Annotated in this window: 21 protein-coding genes; 16 read left to right on the top strand and 5 right to left on the bottom strand. The window is 42.7% G+C overall.

Annotation, left to right across the window (positions count from 1 at the left end):
* On the bottom strand, positions 1–210 hold the full coding sequence (gene yidD / locus DSL64_RS10680) for a membrane protein insertion efficiency factor YidD (protein WP_115830764.1): 210 nt from the start codon (positions 208–210) through the stop codon (positions 1–3).
* 198 nt (positions 211–408) lie between these two features.
* Here yidD and lgt point away from each other — a divergent pair, with 198 nt between their 5' ends.
* Together lgt and DSL64_RS10670 are read left to right on the top strand one after the other, a co-directional pair.
* Positions 409–1,233: a prolipoprotein diacylglyceryl transferase gene (lgt, locus tag DSL64_RS10675; protein ID WP_115830762.1), complete on the top strand. Its 825-nt coding sequence runs from the start codon at positions 409–411 to the stop codon at positions 1,231–1,233.
* 168 nt (positions 1,234–1,401) lie between these two features.
* On the top strand, positions 1,402–1,839 hold the full coding sequence (locus DSL64_RS10670; protein WP_115830760.1) for a hypothetical protein: 438 nt from the start codon (positions 1,402–1,404) through the stop codon (positions 1,837–1,839).
* A gap of 87 nt (positions 1,840–1,926) precedes the next feature.
* Here the strand turns inward: DSL64_RS10670 and DSL64_RS10665 are convergent, their stop codons facing one another.
* Positions 1,927–2,466: an RNA polymerase sigma factor gene (locus DSL64_RS10665; RefSeq protein ID WP_115830758.1), complete on the bottom strand. Its 540-nt coding sequence runs from the start codon at positions 2,464–2,466 to the stop codon at positions 1,927–1,929.
* Positions 2,467–3,025: 559 nt separating this feature from the next.
* On the opposite strand from DSL64_RS10665, the gene DSL64_RS10660 reads away from it, so the two are divergent.
* The 4 genes from DSL64_RS10660 (at position 3,026) to DSL64_RS10645 (ending at position 9,845) form a co-directional block, all read left to right on the top strand.
* Positions 3,026–4,930, top strand: a complete 1,905-nt coding sequence (locus tag DSL64_RS10660) for a PfkB family carbohydrate kinase (RefSeq protein ID WP_115830756.1) — start codon at positions 3,026–3,028, stop codon at positions 4,928–4,930.
* A gap of 60 nt (positions 4,931–4,990) precedes the next feature.
* Positions 4,991–6,157 (top strand): sialidase family protein, encoded by a 1,167-nt coding sequence (locus tag DSL64_RS10655; protein WP_115830754.1) that lies wholly within the window; start codon positions 4,991–4,993, stop codon positions 6,155–6,157.
* Between the two features lie 48 nt (positions 6,158–6,205).
* Positions 6,206–8,437: a ligand-binding sensor domain-containing protein gene (locus tag DSL64_RS10650; RefSeq protein ID WP_115830752.1), complete on the top strand. Its 2,232-nt coding sequence runs from the start codon at positions 6,206–6,208 to the stop codon at positions 8,435–8,437.
* Between the two features lie 91 nt (positions 8,438–8,528).
* Positions 8,529–9,845 (top strand): DUF3748 domain-containing protein, encoded by a 1,317-nt coding sequence (locus DSL64_RS10645; protein WP_115830750.1) that lies wholly within the window; start codon positions 8,529–8,531, stop codon positions 9,843–9,845.
* Between the two features lie 16 nt (positions 9,846–9,861).
* Here the strand turns inward: DSL64_RS10645 and DSL64_RS10640 are convergent, their stop codons facing one another.
* The gene (locus tag DSL64_RS10640; RefSeq protein ID WP_115830748.1) at positions 9,862–10,899 is read right to left on the bottom strand and encodes a LacI family DNA-binding transcriptional regulator; all 1,038 of its coding nucleotides are present in this window, start codon (positions 10,897–10,899) and stop codon (positions 9,862–9,864) included.
* 208 nt (positions 10,900–11,107) lie between these two features.
* Here DSL64_RS10640 and uxuA point away from each other — a divergent pair, with 208 nt between their 5' ends.
* The 6 genes from uxuA (at position 11,108) to DSL64_RS10610 (ending at position 16,984) form a co-directional block, all read left to right on the top strand.
* Positions 11,108–12,307, top strand: coding sequence for a mannonate dehydratase (gene uxuA / locus DSL64_RS10635; RefSeq protein WP_115830746.1), 1,200 nt, complete (start codon positions 11,108–11,110; stop codon positions 12,305–12,307).
* A 21-nt stretch (positions 12,308–12,328) separates the two neighbouring features.
* Positions 12,329–13,126, top strand: a complete 798-nt coding sequence (locus DSL64_RS10630) for an SDR family NAD(P)-dependent oxidoreductase (RefSeq protein WP_115830744.1) — start codon at positions 12,329–12,331, stop codon at positions 13,124–13,126.
* A 45-nt stretch (positions 13,127–13,171) separates the two neighbouring features.
* Positions 13,172–13,990: a ThuA domain-containing protein gene (locus DSL64_RS10625; RefSeq protein ID WP_115830743.1), complete on the top strand. Its 819-nt coding sequence runs from the start codon at positions 13,172–13,174 to the stop codon at positions 13,988–13,990.
* A 112-nt stretch (positions 13,991–14,102) separates the two neighbouring features.
* On the top strand, positions 14,103–15,536 hold the full coding sequence (locus tag DSL64_RS10620) for a Gfo/Idh/MocA family protein (RefSeq protein ID WP_115830741.1): 1,434 nt from the start codon (positions 14,103–14,105) through the stop codon (positions 15,534–15,536).
* Between the two features lie 267 nt (positions 15,537–15,803).
* Positions 15,804–16,535 (top strand): PsbP-related protein, encoded by a 732-nt coding sequence (locus tag DSL64_RS10615; protein WP_115830739.1) that lies wholly within the window; start codon positions 15,804–15,806, stop codon positions 16,533–16,535.
* Positions 16,536–16,594: 59 nt separating this feature from the next.
* Entirely contained in the window at positions 16,595–16,984 is a 390-nt protein-coding gene (locus DSL64_RS10610; protein ID WP_115830737.1) for a DUF1016 N-terminal domain-containing protein, read from the top strand.
* On the opposite strand, the gene DSL64_RS10605 is transcribed toward DSL64_RS10610, so the two are convergent.
* Positions 16,981–17,841 carry a helix-turn-helix transcriptional regulator gene (locus DSL64_RS10605; RefSeq protein ID WP_115830736.1) on the bottom strand — a complete coding sequence of 287 codons (861 nt, stop codon included), beginning with the start codon at positions 17,839–17,841 and terminating at the stop codon, positions 16,981–16,983. The two genes, DSL64_RS10610 and DSL64_RS10605, sit on opposite strands and share 4 nt — an antisense overlap.
* 324 nt (positions 17,842–18,165) lie before the next feature.
* On the opposite strand from DSL64_RS10605, the gene DSL64_RS10600 reads away from it, so the two are divergent.
* The 4 genes from DSL64_RS10600 (at position 18,166) to DSL64_RS10585 (ending at position 23,671) form a co-directional block, all read left to right on the top strand.
* Complete coding sequence (locus DSL64_RS10600; protein WP_115830734.1) at positions 18,166–18,600, top strand: META domain-containing protein; 435 nt, start codon at positions 18,166–18,168, stop codon at positions 18,598–18,600.
* A gap of 269 nt (positions 18,601–18,869) precedes the next feature.
* Positions 18,870–19,694 (top strand): sugar phosphate isomerase/epimerase family protein, encoded by an 825-nt coding sequence (locus DSL64_RS10595; protein ID WP_115830732.1) that lies wholly within the window; start codon positions 18,870–18,872, stop codon positions 19,692–19,694.
* A 251-nt stretch (positions 19,695–19,945) separates the two neighbouring features.
* Positions 19,946–22,420 carry a TonB-dependent receptor gene (locus DSL64_RS10590; protein WP_115830730.1) on the top strand — a complete coding sequence of 825 codons (2,475 nt, stop codon included), beginning with the start codon at positions 19,946–19,948 and terminating at the stop codon, positions 22,418–22,420.
* A gap of 84 nt (positions 22,421–22,504) precedes the next feature.
* Entirely contained in the window at positions 22,505–23,671 is a 1,167-nt protein-coding gene (locus DSL64_RS10585) for a PepSY-associated TM helix domain-containing protein (RefSeq protein WP_229217033.1), read from the top strand.
* A 77-nt stretch (positions 23,672–23,748) separates the two neighbouring features.
* On the opposite strand, the gene DSL64_RS10580 is transcribed toward DSL64_RS10585, so the two are convergent.
* Complete coding sequence (locus DSL64_RS10580) at positions 23,749–25,113, bottom strand: hypothetical protein (RefSeq protein WP_115830728.1); 1,365 nt, start codon at positions 25,111–25,113, stop codon at positions 23,749–23,751.
* Between the last annotated feature and the right edge of the window lie 112 nt (positions 25,114–25,225).

Raw genomic sequence — 25,225 nt, 5'->3', positions numbered from 1 at the left:
TTACGGAACAGGGTCATGACCGTGACCTCCCCAGGGGTGACAACGGCCTATCCGTTTTAATCCCATCCATCCTCCCCTGATCACACCATGTTTCTGAATAGCCTGAATCATATACTGCGAACAGGTAGGTGTATAACGACAGGAATTAGGAAGATACGGCGACAGTACCCCCTGATATATACGGACCAATCCTATGAGTATGAATTTCATTTTATGACTTGTAAAAGGTAGTCTGCACGCTTAAAACATCTGCTCCATAACGTAAATGTACCAGCTTGCGTTCTGCAAAAGTTTTACGTTCTTATTCTTAATATAATGTGGCAGACAAAATCAATACATAATTTTCTATCATATTTGTACAGGTATACGATAACCCTTTGCCTTATTGCCCATTAACATCATATAAAAATGATCTCCTACATCATCTGGGATGTGAATCCCGAAATTTTTACAATACCCGAAATAGCAGGCTTTGGCCCTTTCCCTGTTCGCTGGTACGGATTGCTGTTTGCAGCCGGCTTCCTGATTGGTCAGCAGATCATGATTCATATTTTCAAAAAAGAGGGAAAACCTCAGGAAGATATTGACGCACTTACGCTGTATATGGTCATCTCAACAGTTCTGGGTGCGCGTATCGGACATTTTTTGTTTTACCAGCCAGAGGTATTATTCAAAAACCCGCTGGAAGTCATCATGCCTCCGTATGCAGGTCTGGCCAGCCATGGAGCCATTATCGGAATCATCACCGGTCTTTTGCTTTATTCAAGATCGAGAGCTTCATCCGGGCAATCCTTCCTTTGGGTAGCAGACAGGATTGTTATTGTAGTTGCCCTTACAGGCTGCTTCATCAGATTCGGAAACCTGATGAACCATGAGATCGTGGGTAAATTGACCGACGTTCCCTGGGGTTTTATATTCCTGCAAAACACCGAATTTTCGCAAAATCCAAGGCATCCTGCTCAGCTCTACGAGTCCATTTCATGTCTGGTTCTGTTCTTTATTTTGTTTGCTTTATGGAATAAGTACAAAACAAAAACCCCACGCGGACTACTTGTAGGTGTATTTTTCGTGTGGGTATTTACACTGAGGTTCCTATACGAATTCCTTAAAGAAAACCAGGAAGCATTTGAAGCAGATTATGCCCTGAATATGGGACAGATGCTGAGCATTCCTGCAGTTGCTCTGGGATTATTCTTTATTTTGAAAAGCAGGCAAAATCAATTGCCAGATTAGGCTTATATTTAATTATCAATAGGTTACATAAAAGAGGGAGCGCACGCTCCCTCTTTTATGTCCAAGCCAATAGAATTATTTCTACTTTTTCATGAAAATGAAAGTATTTAAAAGTTTTTTTTACCTAATTTTCCCTTCAAACTCACCTATCATTTATTCAAATTATCCATGAAACTACTATTACCAGTTTTTACACTTTTCCTGCTATCACTTACTGCCAATGCTCAGGATTTCGCACCTGATTCTTCTGTTACCACGCAAAAAGAGCAATTATACACCTTTGCACCCACCGAAAATTTATCGGTGAAAGGTCAGATTGACGCAGAAAAAAATTACAAAAAGTATAAAGGAGCTGCTACAGGCACTTTGATCGCCAGTCTTGTTTCACCTCTGGTAGGACTGATACCTGCTATTGCAACATCGGCAACCACACCAAAACTACAGAATCTGGGATATCCCGACGAAACCCTGTTCAGACAAGGCGAGTACCATGCTGCGTATACGAAAAAGGCTAAAAAAATCAAGCAAAAGAAAGTATGGACGAACTGGGGGATTGGTTTTGGGGTAAATTTAGTAATTGTTGTTATTGCAGCAAGTGGCAAATAATATATGTAAAAAACCGGGAGTTGGCCAGCTCCCGGTTTTTATTGAAGTTATTCATCACGTTAAATTTCCTGACTACTTACCATCTCTTCAGGCAGTAGCAACATCCATCTTATCACGTAGTATTTGCTTCGCTTTTACAAGCTGATTTTTGACAGTATTCTTTGAAATTCGTAAGAATTCGGCAATTTCCTGGTAAGATTTCCCTTCTTCGATATTAAGCTTTAGAATCAATTTTCGCTTTACTGAGAGTGACTCAACAGCATTTTGTACGAGACTTATTCTCCTCTCCTTTTCCTCCTGTTCGTCATCAGCCATCAGCATCATTCCTTCCATAAAATGTTTTCTGAGCTGCTCGCTTTTCTCCATTTTCTTGAAATAGTCAAATGCCATGTTTCTAAGGCAGGTGAATAGGTACGAGCTAAAATTATACTCGGTCTTGATGTGCTCACGTTTGATCCAGATCTTCAGAAAAACATCCTGAACCATGTTTTCAGCTTCTTCCTCATCTTTGAGCAGAGAAGTCGTAAACCGAAGTGCAGGCGACTTATAATAATTATACAGTTCCGCAAAGGCATTTTCATCCCCCTGGATCACTTTTGTCAGAATATTTTCGTCAGGATAGGCCACAGTCGTAAGGGTTTAATCAATAAAATGATAGGTTCAACTACAAAAAATCGAAATCAATTACTATAATAAAGTTTACTTTAATCTTTCTATAATTATATTTAATACATCAAAAACCTGACATTACTAAACAATATACTGTAATGAGAAACAAGTCAAATGATTTATAAAATATCACAAAACACTAATTGCGTAATCTTAAATTCTGCTATTAAAAAAAGCTTTAATGTTTTCTTTTGTGCGGCGTCATGAATTTCTGATGATAAATGTACCTGATGATTTTTGAATTCAAATCGCAACTTGCGTAAAAATATCTTCATTTTGCGCAAAGTGCATTTATTTAACAAATCAGTAACAATTATTTAGTGTCGAGGTCATATTGACTCATTATCAAGTGATTTCGCAATGCCCGGTTGCCAGAAATAACCGTACATCTGACAATTTTGCGTTTCAGTAATTTCTCAATCTGAAGCATCTTCGATAGCCCGCCTTTTTACATCACAAGTATATAGGTACAGACAAGTTTCTTTCCTAGACTCAGAGCTAAACCTGCGACACCTTCATGAATCACAGTCAGATTGAAAACATACTTAAAAAGATAGCCACAGTAAAAATTGCTGTATACGGAGACTTTTGCCTGGATTCGTATTGGATTATGGATTCATCTGCATCGGAAGTGTCTGTGGAGACGGGCTTGATGACGGAAACAGTAAGAAAACAGTATTATTCACCTGGCGGAGCCGCGAATGTAGTAGCCAATGTTGCTGCACTGAAACCTGGCTCTATTCATGTAATTGGTACAGTAGGAGATGATATGCACGGACGCGAACTTACTGCACAGTTGAAACAAGCAGGGGCCGATACCTCTTCTCTATTTATTCAAAAAGAGAATTTTGATACCTATACTTATCTGAAGCGGCATCTGGAAGGAACAGAAGAACCACGGGTTGATTTCGGCTCCTATAATATAAGAAGCGCGGAAACAGACACCTTGCTCTTAAAAGCAATTGAAAGCGCACTCCAACAATGCGACGCACTTATTTTTAATCAGCAGGTTACCGGTAGTATTTCAAATCATTCTTTTATTGAAGGGGCTAATTCCATTTTTGCAAAGTACCCCGACAAAATTGTTATCCTTGACTCCCGCCATTTCAACAGTCATATAGAGAATACATATCTCAAAGCCAATGACCGCGAAATTGCAACTTTGGCAGGTCAGGAATTCGACAACTCTACGTCCCTTGCCGATCTGAAAAAATGGGGTCGTGAAATCTTTATTACAAAACAAAAACCGGTTATCGTTACTTGCGGAGAAAAAGGTATTCTTTCTTTTGATGAGCAAGGCGACTACCATGTACCGGGATTGCAATTGAGTGGAAAACTGGATACCGTAGGAGCCGGCGACACAGTTATCAGCGCTGCTGCTCTGTGCCTTGCCGCAGGTATTCCCGTACAGGATGCAGCTATTTTTGCCAATTTCGCAGCTGCTGTAACCGTACAAAAACGCTTCACAACCGGTACAGCAAATGGAAGTGAGATTACAGCAGTAGCAAGTGAACCCGATTTCATTTTCAATCCTGACCTCGCAGTTAACGAAAGAAATGCCGTGTTCATTCACAACACAGCGTTCGAACTGTGCGATCCGCTTGTGCTGGAAAGGATGGGACATATTAAACATGCTGTCTTTGACCATGACGGAACGATCAGCACGTTGCGGCAAGGCTGGGAAAGCATCATGGAACCGGTTATGATGAAATCTATACTGGGCACTCATTACGAGACCGTTGAGCAGAAGGTATATCTCGCTGTCCAACACACCGTAAAAGACTTCATCCAGAAAACCACAGGAATACAAACCATTTATCAGATGGAAGGTCTGGTAGCCTTGGTAAGAGAGTTCGGTTTTGTACCGGAAGATCAGATACTCAACAAGTTTCAGTATAAAGAAAAATACAACGATGCCCTCATGGAAATGGTAGGGAAACGTATCCAGCGATTCACATCCGGAGAGTTGTCTCAGGAAGATTTCACATTGAAAGGTGCCGTCCGGTTTTTAGAAGTCCTTAAGGAACGGGGTGTCAGAATGTACCTGGCAAGCGGGACAGATGTAGATGATGTACAGCACGAAGCAAGGATATTGGGTTATGCTCATCTGTTTGATGGCGGAATCTACGGAGCGCTGAGAGAGTATACCAAGTTCTCAAAAAAAATGGTGATCGAAAATATCATCCACGAAAATGAACTCCATGGCAGTGAATTGGCTGTTTTTGGCGATGGTCCTGACGAAGTGCGTGAAGGAAACCGGGCAGGTGGAATCTCCATTGGCATCACCAGCAATGAAGAGCAACGGTTTGGTCATAATCCTGATAAAAGGCCCAGACTTGTAAAAGCAGGTGCTCAAATCCTGATTCCTGATTTTTCTCAATATCAAAAACTGATTGCTTTGCTTTTCAACGCAAACAATTGAATACAAACATCCACAAACCACATCCCTTACCCGATAACCGATCCGGTAATGATTGACAAAATGAAAAAATACATTTTTCTTCTATTCATTTCTCTCTTCTCCATACAGTCAAACGCTCAGATTGTACAGCAAACCCTTGTTTTTCCACATCAGAGTCAACATGTCCATGCGAGTAGCCTGGTGAACCTGCCGAACGGCGACATGCTCATTACCTGGTTTCAAGGCAGCGGTGAACGCACCGAAGACGATGTAAGAATTATGGGTTCCAGATTAAAAAAAGGACAAAAAACCTGGTCGGCACCATTTCTGATGGCAGATACACCTCACCTGCCCGACTGCAACCCAGTACTTTTCCTGAATAAATCAGGTAAACTGTTTCTTGTCTGGATTGCCGTTCAGGCCAATTTGTGGGAGCAATCGATTCTGAAAGTGAGAACTTCAACAGACTATTCCAAAGATGGAGCGCCGATATGGAGCTGGCAGGATAACATATTGCTCAAACCAGACTCAAAGTTTGCAGAAGAAATGGCGGCGAAGTTCAAAAAGCTGCCGGAATCTACAACAGGCTGGGCCGGATACGCTCCCAAATATGATGAAATGATTGTTGAAGCAGCCAAAGATCCTTCCAAGCGTAGTATTGGCTGGATGACCAGAATCAAACCGCTGATTATGCCGGATGGGAAAATTATTCTTCCGCTGTACTCCGATGGCTACAACTTATCGATGATGGCCATTTCAAAAGATGACGGAACCAGTTGGCTGCCAAGCCTTCCTGTGGTGGGAAGAGGACCTATACAACCGGCAGTGGTTGCCCGAAAGAACGGAAACCTCGTGGCTTACATGCGAGACAGTGGCGATGAACCAACCCGTGTACATATCAGCGAGTCGACCGACGGCGGCGAAAGTTGGGAACCAAGCAAAAAAACGGACATTCCCAATACAGCAAGTGTAGAGCTTCTGGTTCTGAAAGATGGTCGTTGGGCGTTTCTCGGTAATGATATAGACGATGGTCGCTATAAGATCAACCTGCTTTTGTCGGACGACGAAGGCAAAACCTGGAAATCGAAAGTAGTATTGGAAGACGATACAACTAAAAAAGGAGGTTTTTCCTACCCTTCGCTTATTCAAAGCAACGATGGTTTAGTGCATCTTTCCTATTCTCATCATCCGGAAAAAGGGAAAAAATCCATCAAATATGTAGTTGTCGACCCGTCAAAAATCCGATAGAATAGCAAGATGTGATCCTCCTGCTTCAAAATTTATAAACTCACAACAATGCAAAAGTTCATTAGTCCTTTTCTGGTTTTAGCAATGGCAGGTATTATTTCCTGTTCAAAATCAGTAATTACGCAACCTGTTCACGAAGACAAGCCCTTTGTTCAGGATTATAGTGTCAAATATTACTCCGACACCGTTCGGCAGAACCTTATTCAATCGGCATCAGACAAAAACGGGCTGATAAAGATTGTTTCGTCTGAAGGACTTCTTCATCCATATAATGGTCATTTTCAATACCACGGAACCATTGCTCCTGATCAGTCTTACAGATTTTTAAGAGACAAAAAAATCAAGGCAGTAATCAGCTATCAGGATCAGTTTGTGTACCTGAGCGACTCCGTAGTTTTTGCCAATGCGTGGGCAGGAACGGTCTTTATCAAACATGATTTACCAGATGCAAAAGTATTTGAAGGGGGAAAAAATTTCGACTTTCTGGTTTCCGATGGAAAATCGCTGCAACTGGTGCAAAAAAATCAGACGCCCTGGACTGGCTCACTGTCGGGCGATAATGTACTTGAAATACGATTCAATCAGGCCGACAATCAGTTCTGGATACTTGGAAGTAAAACACTTTCCGTCTTCGATCCGGCATCCAAAAATCTGAAAAAAGTGTTCGATGGTACCCATTTCAGTTCATTCGATCTTTACAAAAAGGGAACAGTGGCTATGATCGGAACTACGGACGGATATCTAGAATACGACATTGCCACACAAAAGCAAGCCGGTGAAATTCACAGAAAATTGCCTGTTACAAATATCACTTCGGTAAAAGTCATTAATGATAAACTATGGTTTGGCACCGTAGATGGCGCTTTTTCACTTCGTGCTGATGGCAAATATGACTATTATAACGGCGAGCGCTGGCTTCCGGGCAATCGTGTGAAGCAGATCACGAAAGGGCCCGCCAACTCGGTATTGTTCCTCACCAATGCAGGACTCGGGCAGCTTCACTTTAAAGATATGACGCTGGAACAAAAAGCTTTGTTCTACGAAGGGCAGGTTCGCAAGCTGCATATCAGAAACGGTTTCAACGCCACTGTCCGCGGCATGGATCACGGAAATTTGTCGACCGGTTTCATGGAAGATTCTGACAACGACGGGTTATGGACTTCGATGTATCTGGGAGCAGAAATATTCAGATATGCGGTCACAAAAGATTCCTCTGCCTTGCAAAATTGCCGCGAGTCCATGGAAGCAATGGAGAGATTGTATAGCGTCAATCCGGTTCCTGGCTTCCCTGCCCGATCATTTGAAAGAGCCGGACATGTGAATGAGCTCGGCGATTCTGAATTCTGGCAGCAATCTGCGGAAAAGGAATGGGTTTGGAAATCAACAACGAGTAGTGATGAAGCGATCGGGCATATCTTCGCATTCGGAGCCATGGCTGAGCTGGTTCAGGATCCAGACCTGAAAAGTCGTGCTGTTACGATGATTGATACACTCATGTCACATATTGTAAAAAATGACATGTATATGATTGACTATAATGGGAAACCCACTTTATGGGGAAAATGGAACCCTTCTTATGTCAACTCCTTCCCTGTAAATGTGGGAGATCGTAAACTGAACTCCTCCAATATCATCGCCATGCTTCAGACTGCTTATCATTTCACAAAAAAAGAAAAGTATAAGGAAAAAGCGTTTGAGCTGATGACGAAACACGGATATTTTGAAAACCTAATGCGCCCAATGGAACTGATTGGCAAAGCACCGGAAGATGCAACGGCTCATGCCAAACATATGTCGGACGGATGGAACCACTCGGATGACGAAATGTATTTCCTTGGTTATTGGGGATTGTACCGATATGCGCTGAATGATACATTAAAGGCGCGTTACAAAGAAACAATTATCGACCACTGGAAAGCTGAAAGGCCTGAAAAAGAAGGTGCATGGAACATTTTCACCGCACTCACAGGAACAGATACGTTTGACCTGAATGAGGCCGTTTGGTACCTACAGGAACATCCGCTGGACATGATCGACTGGCGAATCCGCAACAGCCACAGAAAAGATATTGAGAAAATAGAGCCTAATTTCCGTAAGCAAACAATTACAGAAGTGCTACCCGCAAGCGAGCGTCCTATTCAAAGACATAACGGCAATACTTTCAACCTTGATCGTAACAGCAGTAATGGAACTTCTGCACAAAGCGCAGGAGATATATGGCTGCTGCCCTACTGGCTGGGAAGGTATCTGGGGGTAATCAGTGCTCCGGTAAGCAAATAGGTACTACTTCAAAGTTATTTTCACTTTTCCGATCAGTTCAACTGCTGTAACTTTGAAAACATTTCTGATCATTTTACTAACTGTCGCGGCCATGAGTTCCTGTCAACCGGATGAGAAACAGATCACACACGATCTTTCCTACCATCACGATCTTGATAATAATGATAATTTTTCACCTGACGGCTCCTGGCTGGTTTACGATACCCGCACGGATGACGGCGGAATTGCAGCCTCATCCAAAATTGAAAAAGTAAATATCAATACTGGCCAAAAGAAGGTATTGTTTCAAATAGCAAATAATCAGGCTTGTGGGCCTGGCGCAGGAGCGGTAAGTTACAGTCCGGTTGAAAATGCAGTGGTATTTATTCATGGACTCACAGCCAGCACTGAAGCTAATCCCTATCAGCAATGGCGACGCACGGGAGTGATTATTGAAGATGCGAATCCGAATAAGCCGATATACATGGATGCCCGTGACGTAACATATCCTTTCACGCCCGGCGCGCTACGGGGAGGGACACACAGGCACGAATGGAGTGGTGACGGAAAGTGGATCGGATATACTTACAACGACGCGATTCTGAAAGCGCTGGAAGACAGCACAGGAGAACGCCATAATCTGAGAACCATTGGTGTATCAAAAAAAGGAATGGCGGTACGGGTAAGCCATTCGGATGAAAATGTATCAGGTACCTGGTTCAGCGCATTAGTAGTAAAGGTAACACCGAAACCTCAACCCGGAAGTGATGAGATCAGCCATGCAGCGAGTGACAGCTGGGTTGGGAAAAATGGCTACCTGAAAGATGGCAAACACCAAATCGCCAGAGCATTTTTAGGGACTGTAAAAACGGAAAGTGGTAGTGACGTTCCAGAAGTTTTTATTGTTGATATTCCTGAGGACATCAGCATACCTGGCAATAGCGGTCCACTTGAAGGAACTCCTGACACTTTCCCAATGCCCCCGAAAGGAACGGTGCAGCGACGGCTTACGCATACTGCGAACCTCTCAAAGCCAGGCTGCTCAGGTATTGTTCGCTCCTCGCCTGACGGCAGTACGCTTGCTTTCCTTGCTCACGATGCAACGGGTATTCAGCAGGTATTTCTTATTCCAGTAACAGGTGGAACGCTAACACAGCTTACCTATCATAACTCCGACGTAAATGGTAATGTAAGATGGCATCCGGACGGCAAAAGTGTAAGCTACATCTGGAATGGCAGTATAATGCTTTGCAAAACAGGTACAGAGGAATTTGAAAAGCGTTTTGTTGAACTTACCAACCCAACCCCCATTGCTCCAACCAATACCGTATGGTCACCGGACGGCAAAACCATTGCTTTCAACAGACTTGTAAAACAAGCCAATGGACAGCCTGCCACACAACAGATTTTTATTAAAACGATCAGATAAACAGAAGAAGCATGGCTTAATTCCGTGCTTCTCTTTGCAGTTTCCGGGAAGAATCCCGGATCAACAATTCGGACTGTAATACGACACTGTTAGCAGGATCTATATCCGAAGTTCCTGTCAGGTGGTTGATCATCGTTTTCACAGCAATGGCACCCATTTCTTTTCCCGGATAATAGACTGTTGTAAGGCTTGGCTCCACCACCTGAGAAACAGGATCATTGTTGAAGCCTGCAATAGCAATATCTTCTGGAATGCGGTAACCACGTTGCTTCAACTCCTGAATACAGCTGATAGCGCAAATATCATTCGCCACAAAAATAGCATCGGGGCGTACAGGCAGCTTTTCCATATAATCTACAGCTGCTTTACCTGCCTCTCTGGAAAGATCCGTTTCCAGCACCCATGCCTCGTCAAATGCAATTCCATGAGCTTCAAGTGCTTTCCGGTAACCACTCAGTCTGTCGATATATACATTTCTTTTCAAATTCCCTGTAACGTGTAAAATATGAGTACACCCTTGCATAATCAGGTGCGAAGTGACATCATAGCCAGCCTTTTCATTGTCAATCACGATCGTAGCGCATTCCGAATGATCAAAGATCCTGTCAAAAAACAAAACAGGTACCCGCTTTTTGACGAAATTCTCAAAATGATCAAAACCCTCTGTATCATAAGCCAACGAAACCAGTAAACCGTCTACCCTACTGTTATACATGGTTTTCGCATTGGATTTTTCCTTTCCCTGAGATTCCAGCGACTGACTGATCAGCAAGTTATAGCCTGCCTTATTTGCCACTTCCTCCATGCCGGCAAGTACAGCAGACATAAAACTGCTATCGAGACGAGGTACAATCACGCCAAGTGTACTGGTACTTTTCCTTCTTAAATTACTTGCAAACGTATTAGAGCGGTAGCCGAGCTCTGCCGCCGTATTGGCAATGGAAAGCTTGGTTTTACTATTAATCGCCGGATGATCGTTCAAAGCTCTGCTAACAGTTGCCGGAGACAGATTGAGGATTTTGGCGATATCATAAATAGTTACTTCCTTTTCCATGGGTAATTCCGGTACTTGATTGTTTTTTATAAAAAATCAAGAGACAAATGTAAGGGATATTGTAACCGATTGCGTCCATGTATATATCCCAATTCTTTATCGCCTTGATTTATCCAAAGCAAATAAGAAATGTTGGCTAATGCAATCGGTTACAATCCAAAATAAAACAAATATTTTTATATTATTAAACTAAATAGTAGCATCTAACATGATTCATACCATGCGTTGGTTCGGGCCTAATGATCCGGTTTCCTTATCTGACATACGTCAGGCAGGATGCAGCGGGGTTGTGAGTGCTCTGCATCAGATTCCGGTTGGGGAGGTATGGGGAACAGAGGACATCCGTGAAAGAATCAGCATCATTGAGAAGGACAATGACAAACTGACTTCATTGCATTGGCTTGTAGTGGAAAGTCTGCCGGTTCACGAGGAAATCAAAAAAGGCCTTCCATCCAGAGAGCAATATATCCAGAACTATAAAACATCCCTGAAAAACCTGGCAGGTGCCGGCATTACAACCGTTTGCTACAATTTCATGCCGGTGTTGGACTGGTCCAGAACTCAGCTGGATTATACCCTTGCCGAAGGGCATAAAACATTACGTTTCGTATGGGAAGATTTCGCCATTTTCGATCTGTTCATTCTGAAAAGGCCGAATGCCGAACAGGATTATGAACCTGAGATCAGGGCATCCGCACAGTTGAAGTTTGAAGCTATGACTGCTGACGAAATCAGTACGCTTACCAATACTGTTTTGCTGGGATTGCCTGGCTCAGAAGAGGCTTTCGACCTGGCCGTTTTTCAGGATTTACTGAATGCCTATCGCGATATAGACGACCAGATACTTCGTCAGAATCTCTATTATTTTATACAGCAAGTAGCTCCGTACGCTCAGGAATTGGGTGTCAATCTTTGTATACATCCTGATGATCCTCCGCGACCGCTATTGGGATTACCTCGTGTCGTAAGTACAGAGGACGACCTTGCCGAACTGATGCAGGTAAGCGATGTAACAGCAAACGGCATTACGTTTTGTACAGGATCACTTGGTGTACGTGCTGACAACGACCTGCCCGGAATGATCCGTCGGTTTGGAAATCGTATTCATTTTGTACACCTCAGAACAACGAAGAGAGAAACAGGTACGAGAAACTTCCACGAAGCTCCACACCTGAATGGCGATGTGGATATGTACGAAGTAGTGAAAGCACTTGTGCAGGAAGAACACAAGCGTATAGAATCCGGTGCAAGGGTTTCTCAATTGCCCATGAGGCCCGATCATGGGTTTCAGATGTTGGACGATCTCCATAAAAGAACCTATCCGGGCTACTCAGGAATAGGTCGACTGAAAGCACTTGCAGAATTGCGGGGTCTTGAACTAGCAATACGGCGTTCTCTTAATCTATAGTGAATTTTTAAAATACTTTTTATGACAATTGAAAATGAACTGACTGCGCCTCAGAACCTGCTCCAACAGAATTTTTCTCTGAATGGACAACTTGCAGTGGTAACCGGAGGAGGAAGCGGAATTGGCTTTTATATTTCCCAATGCATGGTAGCAGCTGGCGCAAGGGTCGTGATCACAGGAAGAAGAGAAGATGTATTGAAAGCAACTGCTGAAACGCTTGGTGATCAGGTAAGTTATTTTGTCAATGATATCACAAAATTGTCCACCATTCCTGACCTGGTGGCAGCTATTGAGGAAGCGCACGGGCCGATTGATATTTTGGTAAATAATGCCGGTATCAATATGAAAAAACATGCTGTTGAAGTTACAGATGAAGATTTTGACCGGGTCATTCAAACCAATCTTCATGCCGTATTTTCCATGACCCGCGAGGTGGGAAAACGTATGGTGGAAAGAAAACGGGGATCAGTGATCATGATTACATCCATGGCAGCATTGTATGGTATCGACAGAGTGGTTGCCTACACTGCCTCAAAATCTGCAATCGGAGGAATGGTCAAAGCGCTTACCACAGAGTTTTCTCCATACAATGTTCGGGTGAATGCTATTGCTCCGGGTTTTATAGAAACCCCTATGATGCTTACTGCCATGAACGGGGATCCCTCGCGTCGCGACAAAGCGATGGATCGTACTCCGATGGCTACCTGGGGAAAACCGGATGATATTGGCTGGGCAGCAGTGTTTCTTGCTTCTCCCGCAGCTAAGTTCATCACCGGTGTATCCTTGCCTGTAGACGGAGGCAATTCCATCGGTTTCTGATCATCCGTTATCTTAAATATATTCCTAACCTTGAAGAATTGATTCATGAAAAAACACCTTCTGATAAACCCAATTGTAATCCTCACTTTCATCTGTACACTTTTTATTGCCGGCAACACCACTGCTCAGAAGATCAAATGGAATAAGGTTAAAGTATTGGTATACACCAAAAACGGCCAGGGCTATGTACATGACAATATTGCGAATTCTGCAACTGCAATTCAGGCACTTGGAAAAGAGCACGGCTTTAAGGTAGATGTGAGTGAAGATCCCGCTCAATTCACAGATGATAATCTGAAACAATATGATGCATTGATTTTCTCTAATACCAATAATAATGTCTTTGATAATGATGCACAACGTGTTGCATTGATGCGGTACATTCAGGCAGGCGGTAACTTTGTCGGATTACATTCTGCATGTGGTACCGAGCGTAGCTGGAAATGGTTCAAAGGATTATTGGGGGGAACGTTCTTCTGGCACGAACCCGGACAAGCATTCGCAGTGAATGTTCTCGATGCCAAAAATCCTTCTCTGGCTCACTTGCCAGCTCAATGGAAAAGAGACAAAGATGAGTTCTACTTCCTGAAAGAAATGAGTGTAAACCTGAATGTGCTTGCAGTAAACGATCATACTACTATAGAAAAACCCGGAGGAAAAGCGCTTGACACTTTTGGCAGTGTATTCCCGTCAGTCTGGTGGCACGAGTACGATGGAGGCCGCGCTTTTTATACATCATTAGGTCATGAAAAAACGGATTATGAAAAGGATGATCTGAGAAAGCACATTCTTGGAGGAATTGAATGGGCCATCGGACCTCAAAAACCAAGAAATTACAGCAAAGCCTACGCCACGAAGCCGTAACCCAGAATTATAGCCCAACAGGCTTACATCTCTTAATATCGGGCAACGCCCGATACTCGATACTCGATACCCGATACATCCTGATATATCCCTATACATAAAGCCGGATCACATGAATAACTCAGAACAAAACAACCAGAACAGAAGGGAATTCCTGAAAAAAGCTGCTACCGGTACTGCAGGTATCATTGCTGCCAGTATGTTCCCAACCATCGTACCTGCAAGCGTTTTCGGCAAAAATGCGCCGAGTAACAGAATCAACATCGGCCAGATCGGCTTCGGAAGAATCGGAGCGTCACATGATTTGCCGGAAGTAATTAAAAACGAGGCGGCTCATGTAATCGCCGTTGCAGACCTTGACAGAAACCGCCTTGCTCAGGGAAAAGCATGGATCGAAAAAAAGTATGCTGAGCGGACAGGAAAAGACAAATACCTGGAAGTAAAAACATACGAAGACTATCACGAAATATTGGGCAGAAAAGATATAGACGCTGTCATTATCAGTACCCCTGACCATTGGCATGCGCAACCGGCGATGGAAGCAGCGGTGGCGGGCAAACATATCTATATGCAAAAACCTACTTCTCTGACGATTCGTGAAGGACGCCAGATGGCAGATATGGTGATTAAGAAAAAAGTCATATTCCAGCTGGGAAGTCAGCAACGTTCCATGAACCCATGGCCGCAATTCAAGCGTACCTGCGAGCTGGTAAGAAACGGACGTATCGGGAAACTGAAAAAAGTTTATGTAGGCTTGCCGGGGGATCCTGCCGGGGGAGACATAACCCAAATGCCTGTGCCTTCCAACCTCAACTATGATATGTGGCTGGGATCTACACCGGAAGTATATTACACCAAAGATCGCGTACACTCACAAACAGATATGTTTAATGAACGCCCGGGATGGCTTCGTTTGGAGCAATTCGGAGCTGGAATGATTACGGGTTGGGGTTCGCACCATATTGACATTGCGCACTGGGGAATGGATACTGAGTTGACAGGACCCATCGAAATAGAAGGCACCGCTCAGTTCCCGGCAAAAGGATCCGGACTATGGGATGTTCACGGAGATTTTCTGGTAAATGCCAAATATGCCAATGGTGTAGACATGGAAATAGGTGGTACAAATCCTAACGGAGTTAAGTTCGAAGGGACAGATGGATGGATATTTGTTTCAAGAGGGAATGTGGGAGTAACAGCTACCGATCCTGGTGCATCGCAAGGAAAAGAAAACAAAGCTTTTTATGCCAGTGATCCCAAAATACTGGGTTCAGTAATCGGCGAAAACGAGATTCATTTATATGAGAGTCCGGAGCAGCACCAAAACTGGATAGAAAGTATTCAAAGTGGAAAACAGACGATCAGTCATGCAGAAATTGCACAACGTTCATGTACTGCATGTCTTCTGGCTCACACAGCCATGAAACTGGGCAGAAAACTAAAATGGGATCCAAAGAAAGAGGATTTCATAGGTGATAAAGAAGCCAGTGCGACCTTATCGAGACCGCAGCGAGGAAAGTATGGCACGAACAAAGTAAAAGGATAATCACTGACTTATATAATTTGAAAACAACCTTTGTGGGAAACCATGAAGGTTGTTTTACTTTGCAGCTCAATGTAAAAAACCACGACGCAATTTCTAAACACAGTGAAAATTCTTACGTTCGTTTTGATGTCTGCCGGCTATTGATTTGGACAATCTGATAACCCCGTTTCTATTCCCGGAACCAGGTACACCCTGATACCACCCAAAGGATTTGAAATCGCAAAGCAGTTTTCCGGATTTCAGAATACAGGCAGCGGTGCATCTATTATGTTAAATGAATTACCAGCTCCGCTTCACCTGGTAACGGGCGGTTTTAATGCAGATGCACTCCTGAAGAAAGGAATGACACTCCTGGACGACCAAACCATTGATTTCAATGGTGGAAAAGCAAGAATTCTCAGGATAAGCCAATCCGCGAATGGTACTTTATACCTGAAAGAAACCTTGATTTTTGGCGATAGTACAAAGGCTGTTATGGTCAATGGCATATATCCGGAAAAGAATAAAGCCAGTGAACCTGACATCAGAAAAGCCGTCCTTTCGGTTAAATACGATGAAAACAGCAAGGTTGACCCTTTTGATGCTGTAAATTTCTCCGTCAGTGCGGAAGGGACTGGATTTAAGTTTGCTGCCTCTATGGGCGGAAGCATTATGTATACACCCACCGGCAAGATTTCTCCCGAGCAACCCATATTTGTTGCAGGTAATTCCATTTCAAAAGTAGAAGTAACCAACAGAAAACAATTCATTATCAACAGATTAAAAAACCTGCCAAATACGCAATCCACAGAAATAAAAGAGGTCAATGCTATTACTATTGACGGTCTCGAAGGTTTTGAAATTACCGCATCCGACGCATCCAGTCAAGAAAACATCTATCAGGTCATCTTATTTTCAGAAACGAACGATTATTATATTATGGTCGGCAATACCAAAGAAAATAATTCGGAAAGCAGGGCAGCGTTTAAAAAGATTGTACTGACTTTCAAGCGGAAGTGATTAATAACATGCTTAACATAGGCAAAAACAACTAGAATAGCATTCTTTGAAATTAAGACATGAATAACATGGAACCCGATTATTCCCTTTTTTCTTCCATTAAAGATATCGTTGTTCAGGCAAAGCAGGTTGCCTACAGAAATAGTAACAATATTTTACTGAATATGTACTGGCAGATAGGTAAACTAATTGTTGAAGATGAACAAGGAGGTAAAGAGAAAGCAATTTATGGAAAAGCTGTACTCAAAAATCTTAGTAAGCAGCTTACTGCGGAATTTGGTAGAGGATTTGACGAACGGAATTTAAACAACATAAGAGCATTTTATCTGGCATTCCCGATTTGGAACGCAGTGCGTACCGAATTGAGCTGGACACACTACCGGATTATCAGTTGTGTTGAGAATGAATCAATGAGAACTCAATATATTCAGCATAGTCTAACACACTAATAATTCCCCTTATACTCCCGTGGCGTATGCCCGATATACCGTTTAAAGTTTCTGTTAAAGTTGGATAAAGAGTCAAAACCGCTGTCGTAGGCGATCTGAGCGATCGTCCACTGATCTTCCAGCAGCAGTTTGCATGCATGACCAATCCTGATTTCGTTCACAAAATCGATAAAGGTTTTATTGGAACGCGCTTTAAAATATCTGCAGAAAGCGGCCTCGCTCATTCCTGCAAGCGATGCTACATCTCCTAATCTTATTTCCTGGGCAAAATGCTGGAGCACGTAGCTATGTACTTTTTGCATACGTTCGGTTTCTGATATTTTATAGGTATTGACATATCCGTAACTGGCAATCGGCGTCCCCCCCTCTTCGTGCGAGAGCTTATTGAGTAACGTCATCAAACGAAGCACACTTTGAAAACCTTCCTCATGCAACATGCCCATCAGTTCGGACCGCACATGATCACGGAGTGCTCCTTTATAAGCAATCCCTCTCTTAGAATCAATCATCAGCTGCTTAAGCGCAAGCATCTCAGGTCGGTCGAGAAAATCTTTCCCTAAAAAATCCTCCTGAAAATACAGCACTATACCGTGTGTACTCAGCCCCGAATCCGCATTGAAATAATCCGAATCGCTTCTCCACAGGTGGGGAATGTCGGGACCCAGAAAAACGGTATCTCCCGGCTCAAAAGTGTGAATAGAATCTCCTATCAAACGCTTACCCGTACCCTCCATCACAGTGAAGAGCTGATAGTGTGGATGAAAATGCCAGTTAGGATCGAAATGGGATTCTTTCAACTCCTGAACGGTGACCGTCCTCACCTGACTTTCGATATTTTTATGTATCGGGGCTTTCATATCACAACACCTTTATTTTGATCAAATACAGCGATTTATCACAAATATAGATCAAAAAACAGTATGATATATGGATTTGAACGAGTAAAATACCTTTAACTGCGGGAACGCATAACGGTTTTGGCAGGTTTATATTAATTCTGAATTGTAAATACGGTAGAAGAAAATCGAATTATTATCGTTAATATTCTACTCCATCGATGATTCGGACAGGAATCTGGCATGCTTTTTACAAACTGAATGCACAGAAAATCGAGGACCAACCCATGTGATTTCAAGTTGAGAACACGATTCTTTTATCAGTTATTTAAGACACATATCATCATGACGAAAATCTTCAAATTATTGACATTACTGATCCCGGTTGTTGCACTCATGAGTTGTGGAAAAACAGCAACCACCATAGTAAGCGAAAAAGAACTCACAGGCAAATGGCAATTGGAAAGTGTAGTTGAAAACAATGATACCACTTACAGACCAGCTGTAAAAAACGGAATGTATGATGTAAGTGTCACGTTCAAAGATAAGGGTGAACTTGAAGCAACATCTTCTACTAATTACCTCACAGGCTTTTACGAAACTGCACAACTTAATGCCATCCATGTAGGCGGCGACGGCACAGAAAGAAAGGAAACTTCCTGGGGAAATCTGTTCGTGAATGCGCTACCACAAGTCAATATGTATGATTTGAAATCAAATAACAGACTGGTTCTTTTTTACAACAACGATAGTCAGCTGATATTCACCAGATCCAGATAAAAATATTAAGGTTCAGTAAGAGAAACCGGGTCAGTCGCATGATCCGGTTTTTTATTTTTCAATGGATTAATTTTACCCCTAATGAGCCAGACAGCACACGGATCAATCAAAATATAATCAATACTAATCAAATGCGGCAAATTGATTGGTATTATATCTCTGTAAAATTGTACAAAGTTAAATTGTTAGTGTATACACGCTTTCAAATCACTAAATCCTGTTGTCTACAACGGCAAGCCAAGTAGCATTACCGTTCAAAATTAGTTTTGATGAAATATAGCATGAACCTTCTCCTATGGGGGAATCAAATTGACGAAAGCCTGTTCCCTACACTGGAACTGATAAAAGAAATTGGTTTTGATGGTGTAGAGGTACCTATCTTTAATACAAACCCTGAACATTGGTTCGGTTTCCGCAAAAAACTGGATGAGCTTGGCCTTGCCTGCGAAACCGACACTATTTGCGGACCCGACGAACATCTGATCAGCGCGGATCCTGCCATGAGACGCCATACAATTGAGCATCTGAAACGTGCATTGGATTGTTCTCTGGTACTCGGTGCTACCAAATTAATGGGGCCATATCATTCCGCACTGGGTGTTTTCACAGGCCAGCCTGCTACTGAACAGGAGTGGCAATGGGGTATTGAAGGTATTCGTGAAGTGGCCGATTACGCCGAATCACTTGATATTACATTGGGTCTGGAATATCTGAATCGTTTCGAATTGTATCTTACAAGCTGCGGAGACGAACTGATACGCTTTGTGGATGAGGTAAATCACCCTAACTGCAAAATTATGTTTGACACATTCCACGCCAATATTGAAGAGAAAAATATCGGCGATACCATCCGTAAGGCTGGCGATCGCATTTCATTCATCCAACTATCTGAAAACGACCGATCTACACCTGGAAAAGGAAATGTAGACTGGGATGGTATTTTCAAAGCAATTAAGGATATCAATTACGACGGCTGGATCAGTATGGAAGCGTTCAGCCCAAAACTTCCCGTTGCAAATATCTGGCGCAAGATGTTCGATTCGGAAGAACAATTGATGCGTGACGGCCTTTCATTCATAAAATCAAATATCTGATTACAAGATAGCACATCTGCATAGCCTCTGTTGTTCAAAATGAACAGCAGAGGCTTTTTGTATACCCGCACCTTCTCATTGATTTTTTCAAAATTTTCACAATAATCTCATATACAAAGTATTACAAATTAATTTTGTAACCTATAAGCGACTCATAAATAGCAAAACTTAATTGATATTTAATTTGGTATTGGTCTAAATAAGCCTACTTTTGCGCCATTAACACCAACTTCCCCCATACAAATAGCTTTATGAGAGTACTCTTTACACTCCTTTTTGCAGTGGCATTATCTGGTGCATTTGCCCAGACAGCAGCTGTAAAAGGAAAAATTACATCACCATCCTACGAGCCTGTTGAATTGATCAACCTCATCCTGAAAGAAACAGGAAAAGGGACGATTACATCTCATACGGGAGAGTTTGAATTTTCAGGGCTTGACGCAGGCACATACCATATCATCGGAACAGGAATAGGTTTCAAAAAAATCGAAAAGCAGGTAAACATAAAAGATGGAGAAACGATTAATGTAGAGCTTGTAGCCATCGAAGATGCGCGTCTCCTACAAACTGTTGACGTCATCGGAAATTCCGGATCCAGCTATAAGAATGATTTGTCATTTATCGGAAGTCGTACTGCGACACCCGTTCGCGAAGTCCCTCAGGCCATTTCCTATATTACGAAAGAAGTCATGCATGATCAGGGAGTATTCCTGATGGGAGATGCTGTAAAGAATATGAGCGGTGTCAACCAGTTTACCTTTTATGATGACCTCACCATTCGTGGCTTCCGTATGAACGGAGGAAGTACCACACAATTGTTCAACGGGTTACGTACATTTTCAGGATTCTGGAAACAGCCTCCGGTTAACTATCTCGAAAGGGTCGAAGTGGTTAAAGGCGCTGCATCAGCGCTGTATGGTAATACTTCTCCGGGAGGAACCATCAACAGGGTTACTAAAAAACCATTGATGACCCCACGCAAGTCGCTTTCGTTTACGACAGGAAGTTTCAACACGCTTCGTGCTCTGGCCGATTTCACCGGTCCTATGAACGAAAACAAAACATTGCTTTACCGATTAAATCTTGGTTATGTAAATGCGCAGGGATTCAGAAACATGCAGTTTGATAAAAATATAATCGTTGCGCCCTCAGTTTCTTTCCTACCTACACAGAAGACACGTATCAACTTTGACCTTGTATACAACAACTCCAAAAGCAGACTTGATCGTGGTCAGTCGGTGGTTGGAAACGACCTTTATTCCAGCTCAATCAAAACGTCGCTGAATGCTGCAAATGATTACCTGAATGAAGAGACATACCTGATTACCACATCGCTGAATCACCAGTTTACACAAAATACATCTCTGAACGTTGCTTACCTGAGAACAGGATATAATGAAGATTTGCTGGAACACCGCAGCAGCAATGTAAACGGGATTGACTCCGCTGGGGCAGCTATTCCTAATCTGGTAGCCAGACAGGTGTTTGTCCGTAAGACCAAATCTTTTATGGATAATATTACACTTTTTGTAAACCATAATTTCAACACAGGAAAAGCGGAGCACAAACTGGTAGCAGGTTACGACTATATCCAGTCGTACACACCCAAAGGATCGGGACAGCAGACGGCCAATGGTTATTTGCTGAAAGCAGGGGGTGCCGCGGCCTACAACGCCAAAACACCAGAGAAATATGTGTTTTATAACTACACTGCAAACGGCATTACCCGAAGCATTCCCAAGCCGAACATTACCCATTATGATCTGACTTTGCAGAATAACCAGATGGAAGATCCTACCAAATATACCTTCAATGTGGTTTCCAATGCGGCAACAACTCCGGTTTTCTATCAACTACACGGTTTGTATTTACAGGAGCAGGTAAAAATCGACCGTCTGCAAATATTACTTGGACTTCGTTACGACACCTACATTGATAAAAAAGGATATACCACAAACAACGAAAGCAATGTGACGCAACATGCATTGCTCCCTCGTGTCGGTGCTGTATATACGATCAACAAAAATGTGAACTTGTATGGTACCTACACCAAAGGATACAATCCCCAGGACGCAGCGGTACAAGCCAATCCGCTTACAGGAGGCCCATTTGATCCGATCAGAAGCAGCCTGATTGAGGGAGGTTTGAAATCGGAATGGTTTGACGGCCGGCTTACTGCCAATCTTTCGGTGTATAACATCACTCAGACAAACACATTGTACAATGCCAACGTAGCTGAGCAACCTGACCTTTTGCGTCAGATTGGTGAAGAAAGAGCCAAAGGTGTGGAGTTTGATATGACCGGAAACATCCTGCCTAACTGGAACCTGATTCTGGCTTATAGCTATAACGATGCAAAAATCACAGACGGAGGCCCCAGAGCTGCTGATCAGGTTCTTGTAAACGTACAAAAACCCAATGCGCCGAAGAATCAGGGAAGCATCTGGACCAAATATACTTTCACCAACAGAGGTTTGAGCGGACTTGGACTGGCTATCGGCGGTAACTTTGTAACAGAGCGAAATGTATCACTCAGCACCACGCAGACATTGCCAGGCTATGTGGTTCTTAACGGAGGTATTTACTATAAAATTGACAAATTTCAATTCCAGGTTAACCTGAACAACCTGGCTAATAAAACCTATTGGGTGGGTGGCTACGATTACCTGAGATTATTCCCCGGAGCACCACGTAACTTTATGGCAACTGTTTCCTATACATTCTAGAAAACGCCGGCATGAACCTGATCCTTCAAATGGAGGATCAGGAGTTATCACCATTGAACAACATTGAATACTGTGAAGAACGTTTTGAAAAAAATATCGTCACAACTGCATCTTTGGCTGGGGATTTCCTCCGGCCTTGTGGTTTTTATAGTGGCACTCACCGGCTGTATACTTGTTTTTGAAGAAGAACTGGAACCTGTGATCAACAGGTCGTTTCATATTGTGGCGGTTCCCGAAAATAGCTCCCGTCTGTCGCTCGATAGCCTCACACATCTTGTACAGGCACAATTTCCTAAAAATAAGCTGAGCAGGATTATTGTCGAAAAAGAAGAGAACCGCAGTATCTTATTCGGATTCAAACAAGGTAAAAAAGAAAAGGAATTACTTACCGCTGCGATGAATCCCTACACCGGCCAACTTATCGGCTCACGCGCTGAACATGACACTTTCTTCGAAGTGGTTCTCAGGCTTCACCGGTACTTATGCATGGGCGACACAGGCAAAGTCATTACCGGAATCTCATGTATTTGTTTTCTTGTGATTATGATCACCGGCCTGGTGCTGTGGTGGCCAAATCGTAAAAACCAAAAACAGAGATTCACCATCAAATGGGATGCTTCTCCTAAACGCCTCAACTGGGATTTGCACGCCGTCTTTGGATTTTATGTACTCCCCTTCGTATTTCTGATTGCGTTGACCGGACTTGTATGGAGTTACAAATGGGTCAATAATTTGATTTACCTCGCGTTTGATGGCAAACCCCAACAAAAGCGTGAGGCTCCTGCACAACTTTCTTTAATGGGTAAATCTGCGACACACTATCAGGAAATTCTGAGCGAAACGCACAAACTTCTTCCCAATCCTGGTAAAGTAACTTTCACCACTTTAGATGCAGACAGTCTCAGTATCACAATAGCCAAAACAGATGATGCAGCTGCAATCAGTAATGTGGTAAGTTTTCTGTATTTCAGTAAAACGGATGGTTCTCTTGTATCCACCCGATTGTACAAAGATGAGACACCCGGATTTAAAGCGCGAAGGGTTGTGTTCCCGATACACACAGGTAGTTTGTGGGGATTGCCCACCAAAATCATCGCTTTTATTGCCTCATTTATTGCTGCCAGTCTGCCCGTAACGGGAATAATTATATGGTTGGGACGTAAAAAGAAAGGAAAGAAGAAAACGAAAAAGGCATTGACGAAAAGTGACAGGATCAAGCCTGAAATACTAGTGAAGAAAAGTGTGATATAACTATTATTCAAAAAAAGAGGGAGCATGAACGCGAAAAACATCACCCCGCATTCATGCTCCTTTTATATACGCCCTGCTCAATTCACCTTTACCAAAGCCCACCACGGCGCCGACCTTTCTCCATTTTCATAGATCATTCGCGCTTCATAATTACCCGAAACTACATCCGCAGGAAGTTTGTATTCGCAGTAATACAACGGTGCACTTCCCTGACCATAGGAATTATCTACCCGGAGCTTAGCAGGTATAACCACCACCTTGTCTCCCATTTTCAGTTCCAGATCTGGCATCTTCTTATCCGCACTGCCCTCGCCGTGTTTTCCTCCGAAAATCCAAGGCTTGGGATCAGCATAAAATACCTGTCCTTTTTTAACAATAATCTTTTCGGGATTTTTATTAAAGACGACCTGAGTCGGGAACTCCAATGTCTCTGTCCAAATTCGCCCTATACCTTTGATTGATTTACTTTCATCCGAAACCAAAAAATTCCTCCGTAAAAGCAGAATTTCACCTTCATAAACTGTAAAAATATAATCCTGATCAGCTACTCGTGACGGAATTTTAAAAGTGAGTGTGGAAGGCGTCTTTACATGGGCATCAAGCCAAACAGACTGTTCCAAAAAGTCGTTTTCCAGCTTGATCCGGTAATTGTTCCCATTCAGAAAATAACCACCATCGACTTCAATCTCATTATTTTTAGTCAAAGGTAATATCCCCGAAATATTAGCCCATATACCTGAACGTACTGGTTGATACGCATCAGGAAATGTAAAAGTTTTATTACCGTAAGTAAGGCTTACAGAAAGTTTAGATGAAGTAGTCAATGACTGGACATTTGGAAAATCCAACTGACCTGCATACGCCAAACCTGCAACACTTACATTTTTTCCCTGATCAGTCAATCCACTAATAAGCGCCTTGGGATCTTCCGGTTTTTCAGGTATCGTCCCTACCCCTGAAAGCAATCTCATTTTCGCACTTATAGCCGAACCCGATTTCTTTGGTATTGCCTGCAACTCCAAAGAAGTTAAAAGTTCAGCGGAGAGTTTTCCCAGATGTTCGACGTAAACCCAATACGATTTAGAAGATTCCGTTTTTGTTCTTGAAACTCTAAAATTTTGCGGCGAAGCTCCTCTGAACTTAAACCCCACTTTATGCTCCGTGTTATTTACATCCGGCGCTTGAAGTACCAGCTTTGCACCATCATAATAAGTTAAATCAAGCGACACAATACTATCGGTATACGACTCAGGAAGGACCACCTGGATGATATTCGAATTAGTACCCCACGTCACCTTGGTGGCACCCTTTACATTTACACTTTTAAGAAAATCTTCGTGCTTGACATCCACAGTTGCCCATTCTTTTTGCATACCCGGTTTATTACAAGCCTGAAAAGCCAGGACTACGCAAAGCACTGCCAGAAAAGATCTGATTAGCATGAGGATAGGGATAAGTTTGTAGAAATAATTTTCAATAAATTTAGATATAATTTATGAATAAATGTAATAATTCAAATAAGTTATGATTATTACACAGAGATAAAAACGAGAG

The organism is Dyadobacter luteus (assembly GCF_003383615.1).
GTDB lineage: Bacteria > Bacteroidota > Bacteroidia > Cytophagales > Spirosomataceae > Dyadobacter > Dyadobacter luteus.
Note: the sequence above shows the minus strand (reverse complement) of the source record. Positions and strands in the feature narration are given on the sequence as shown.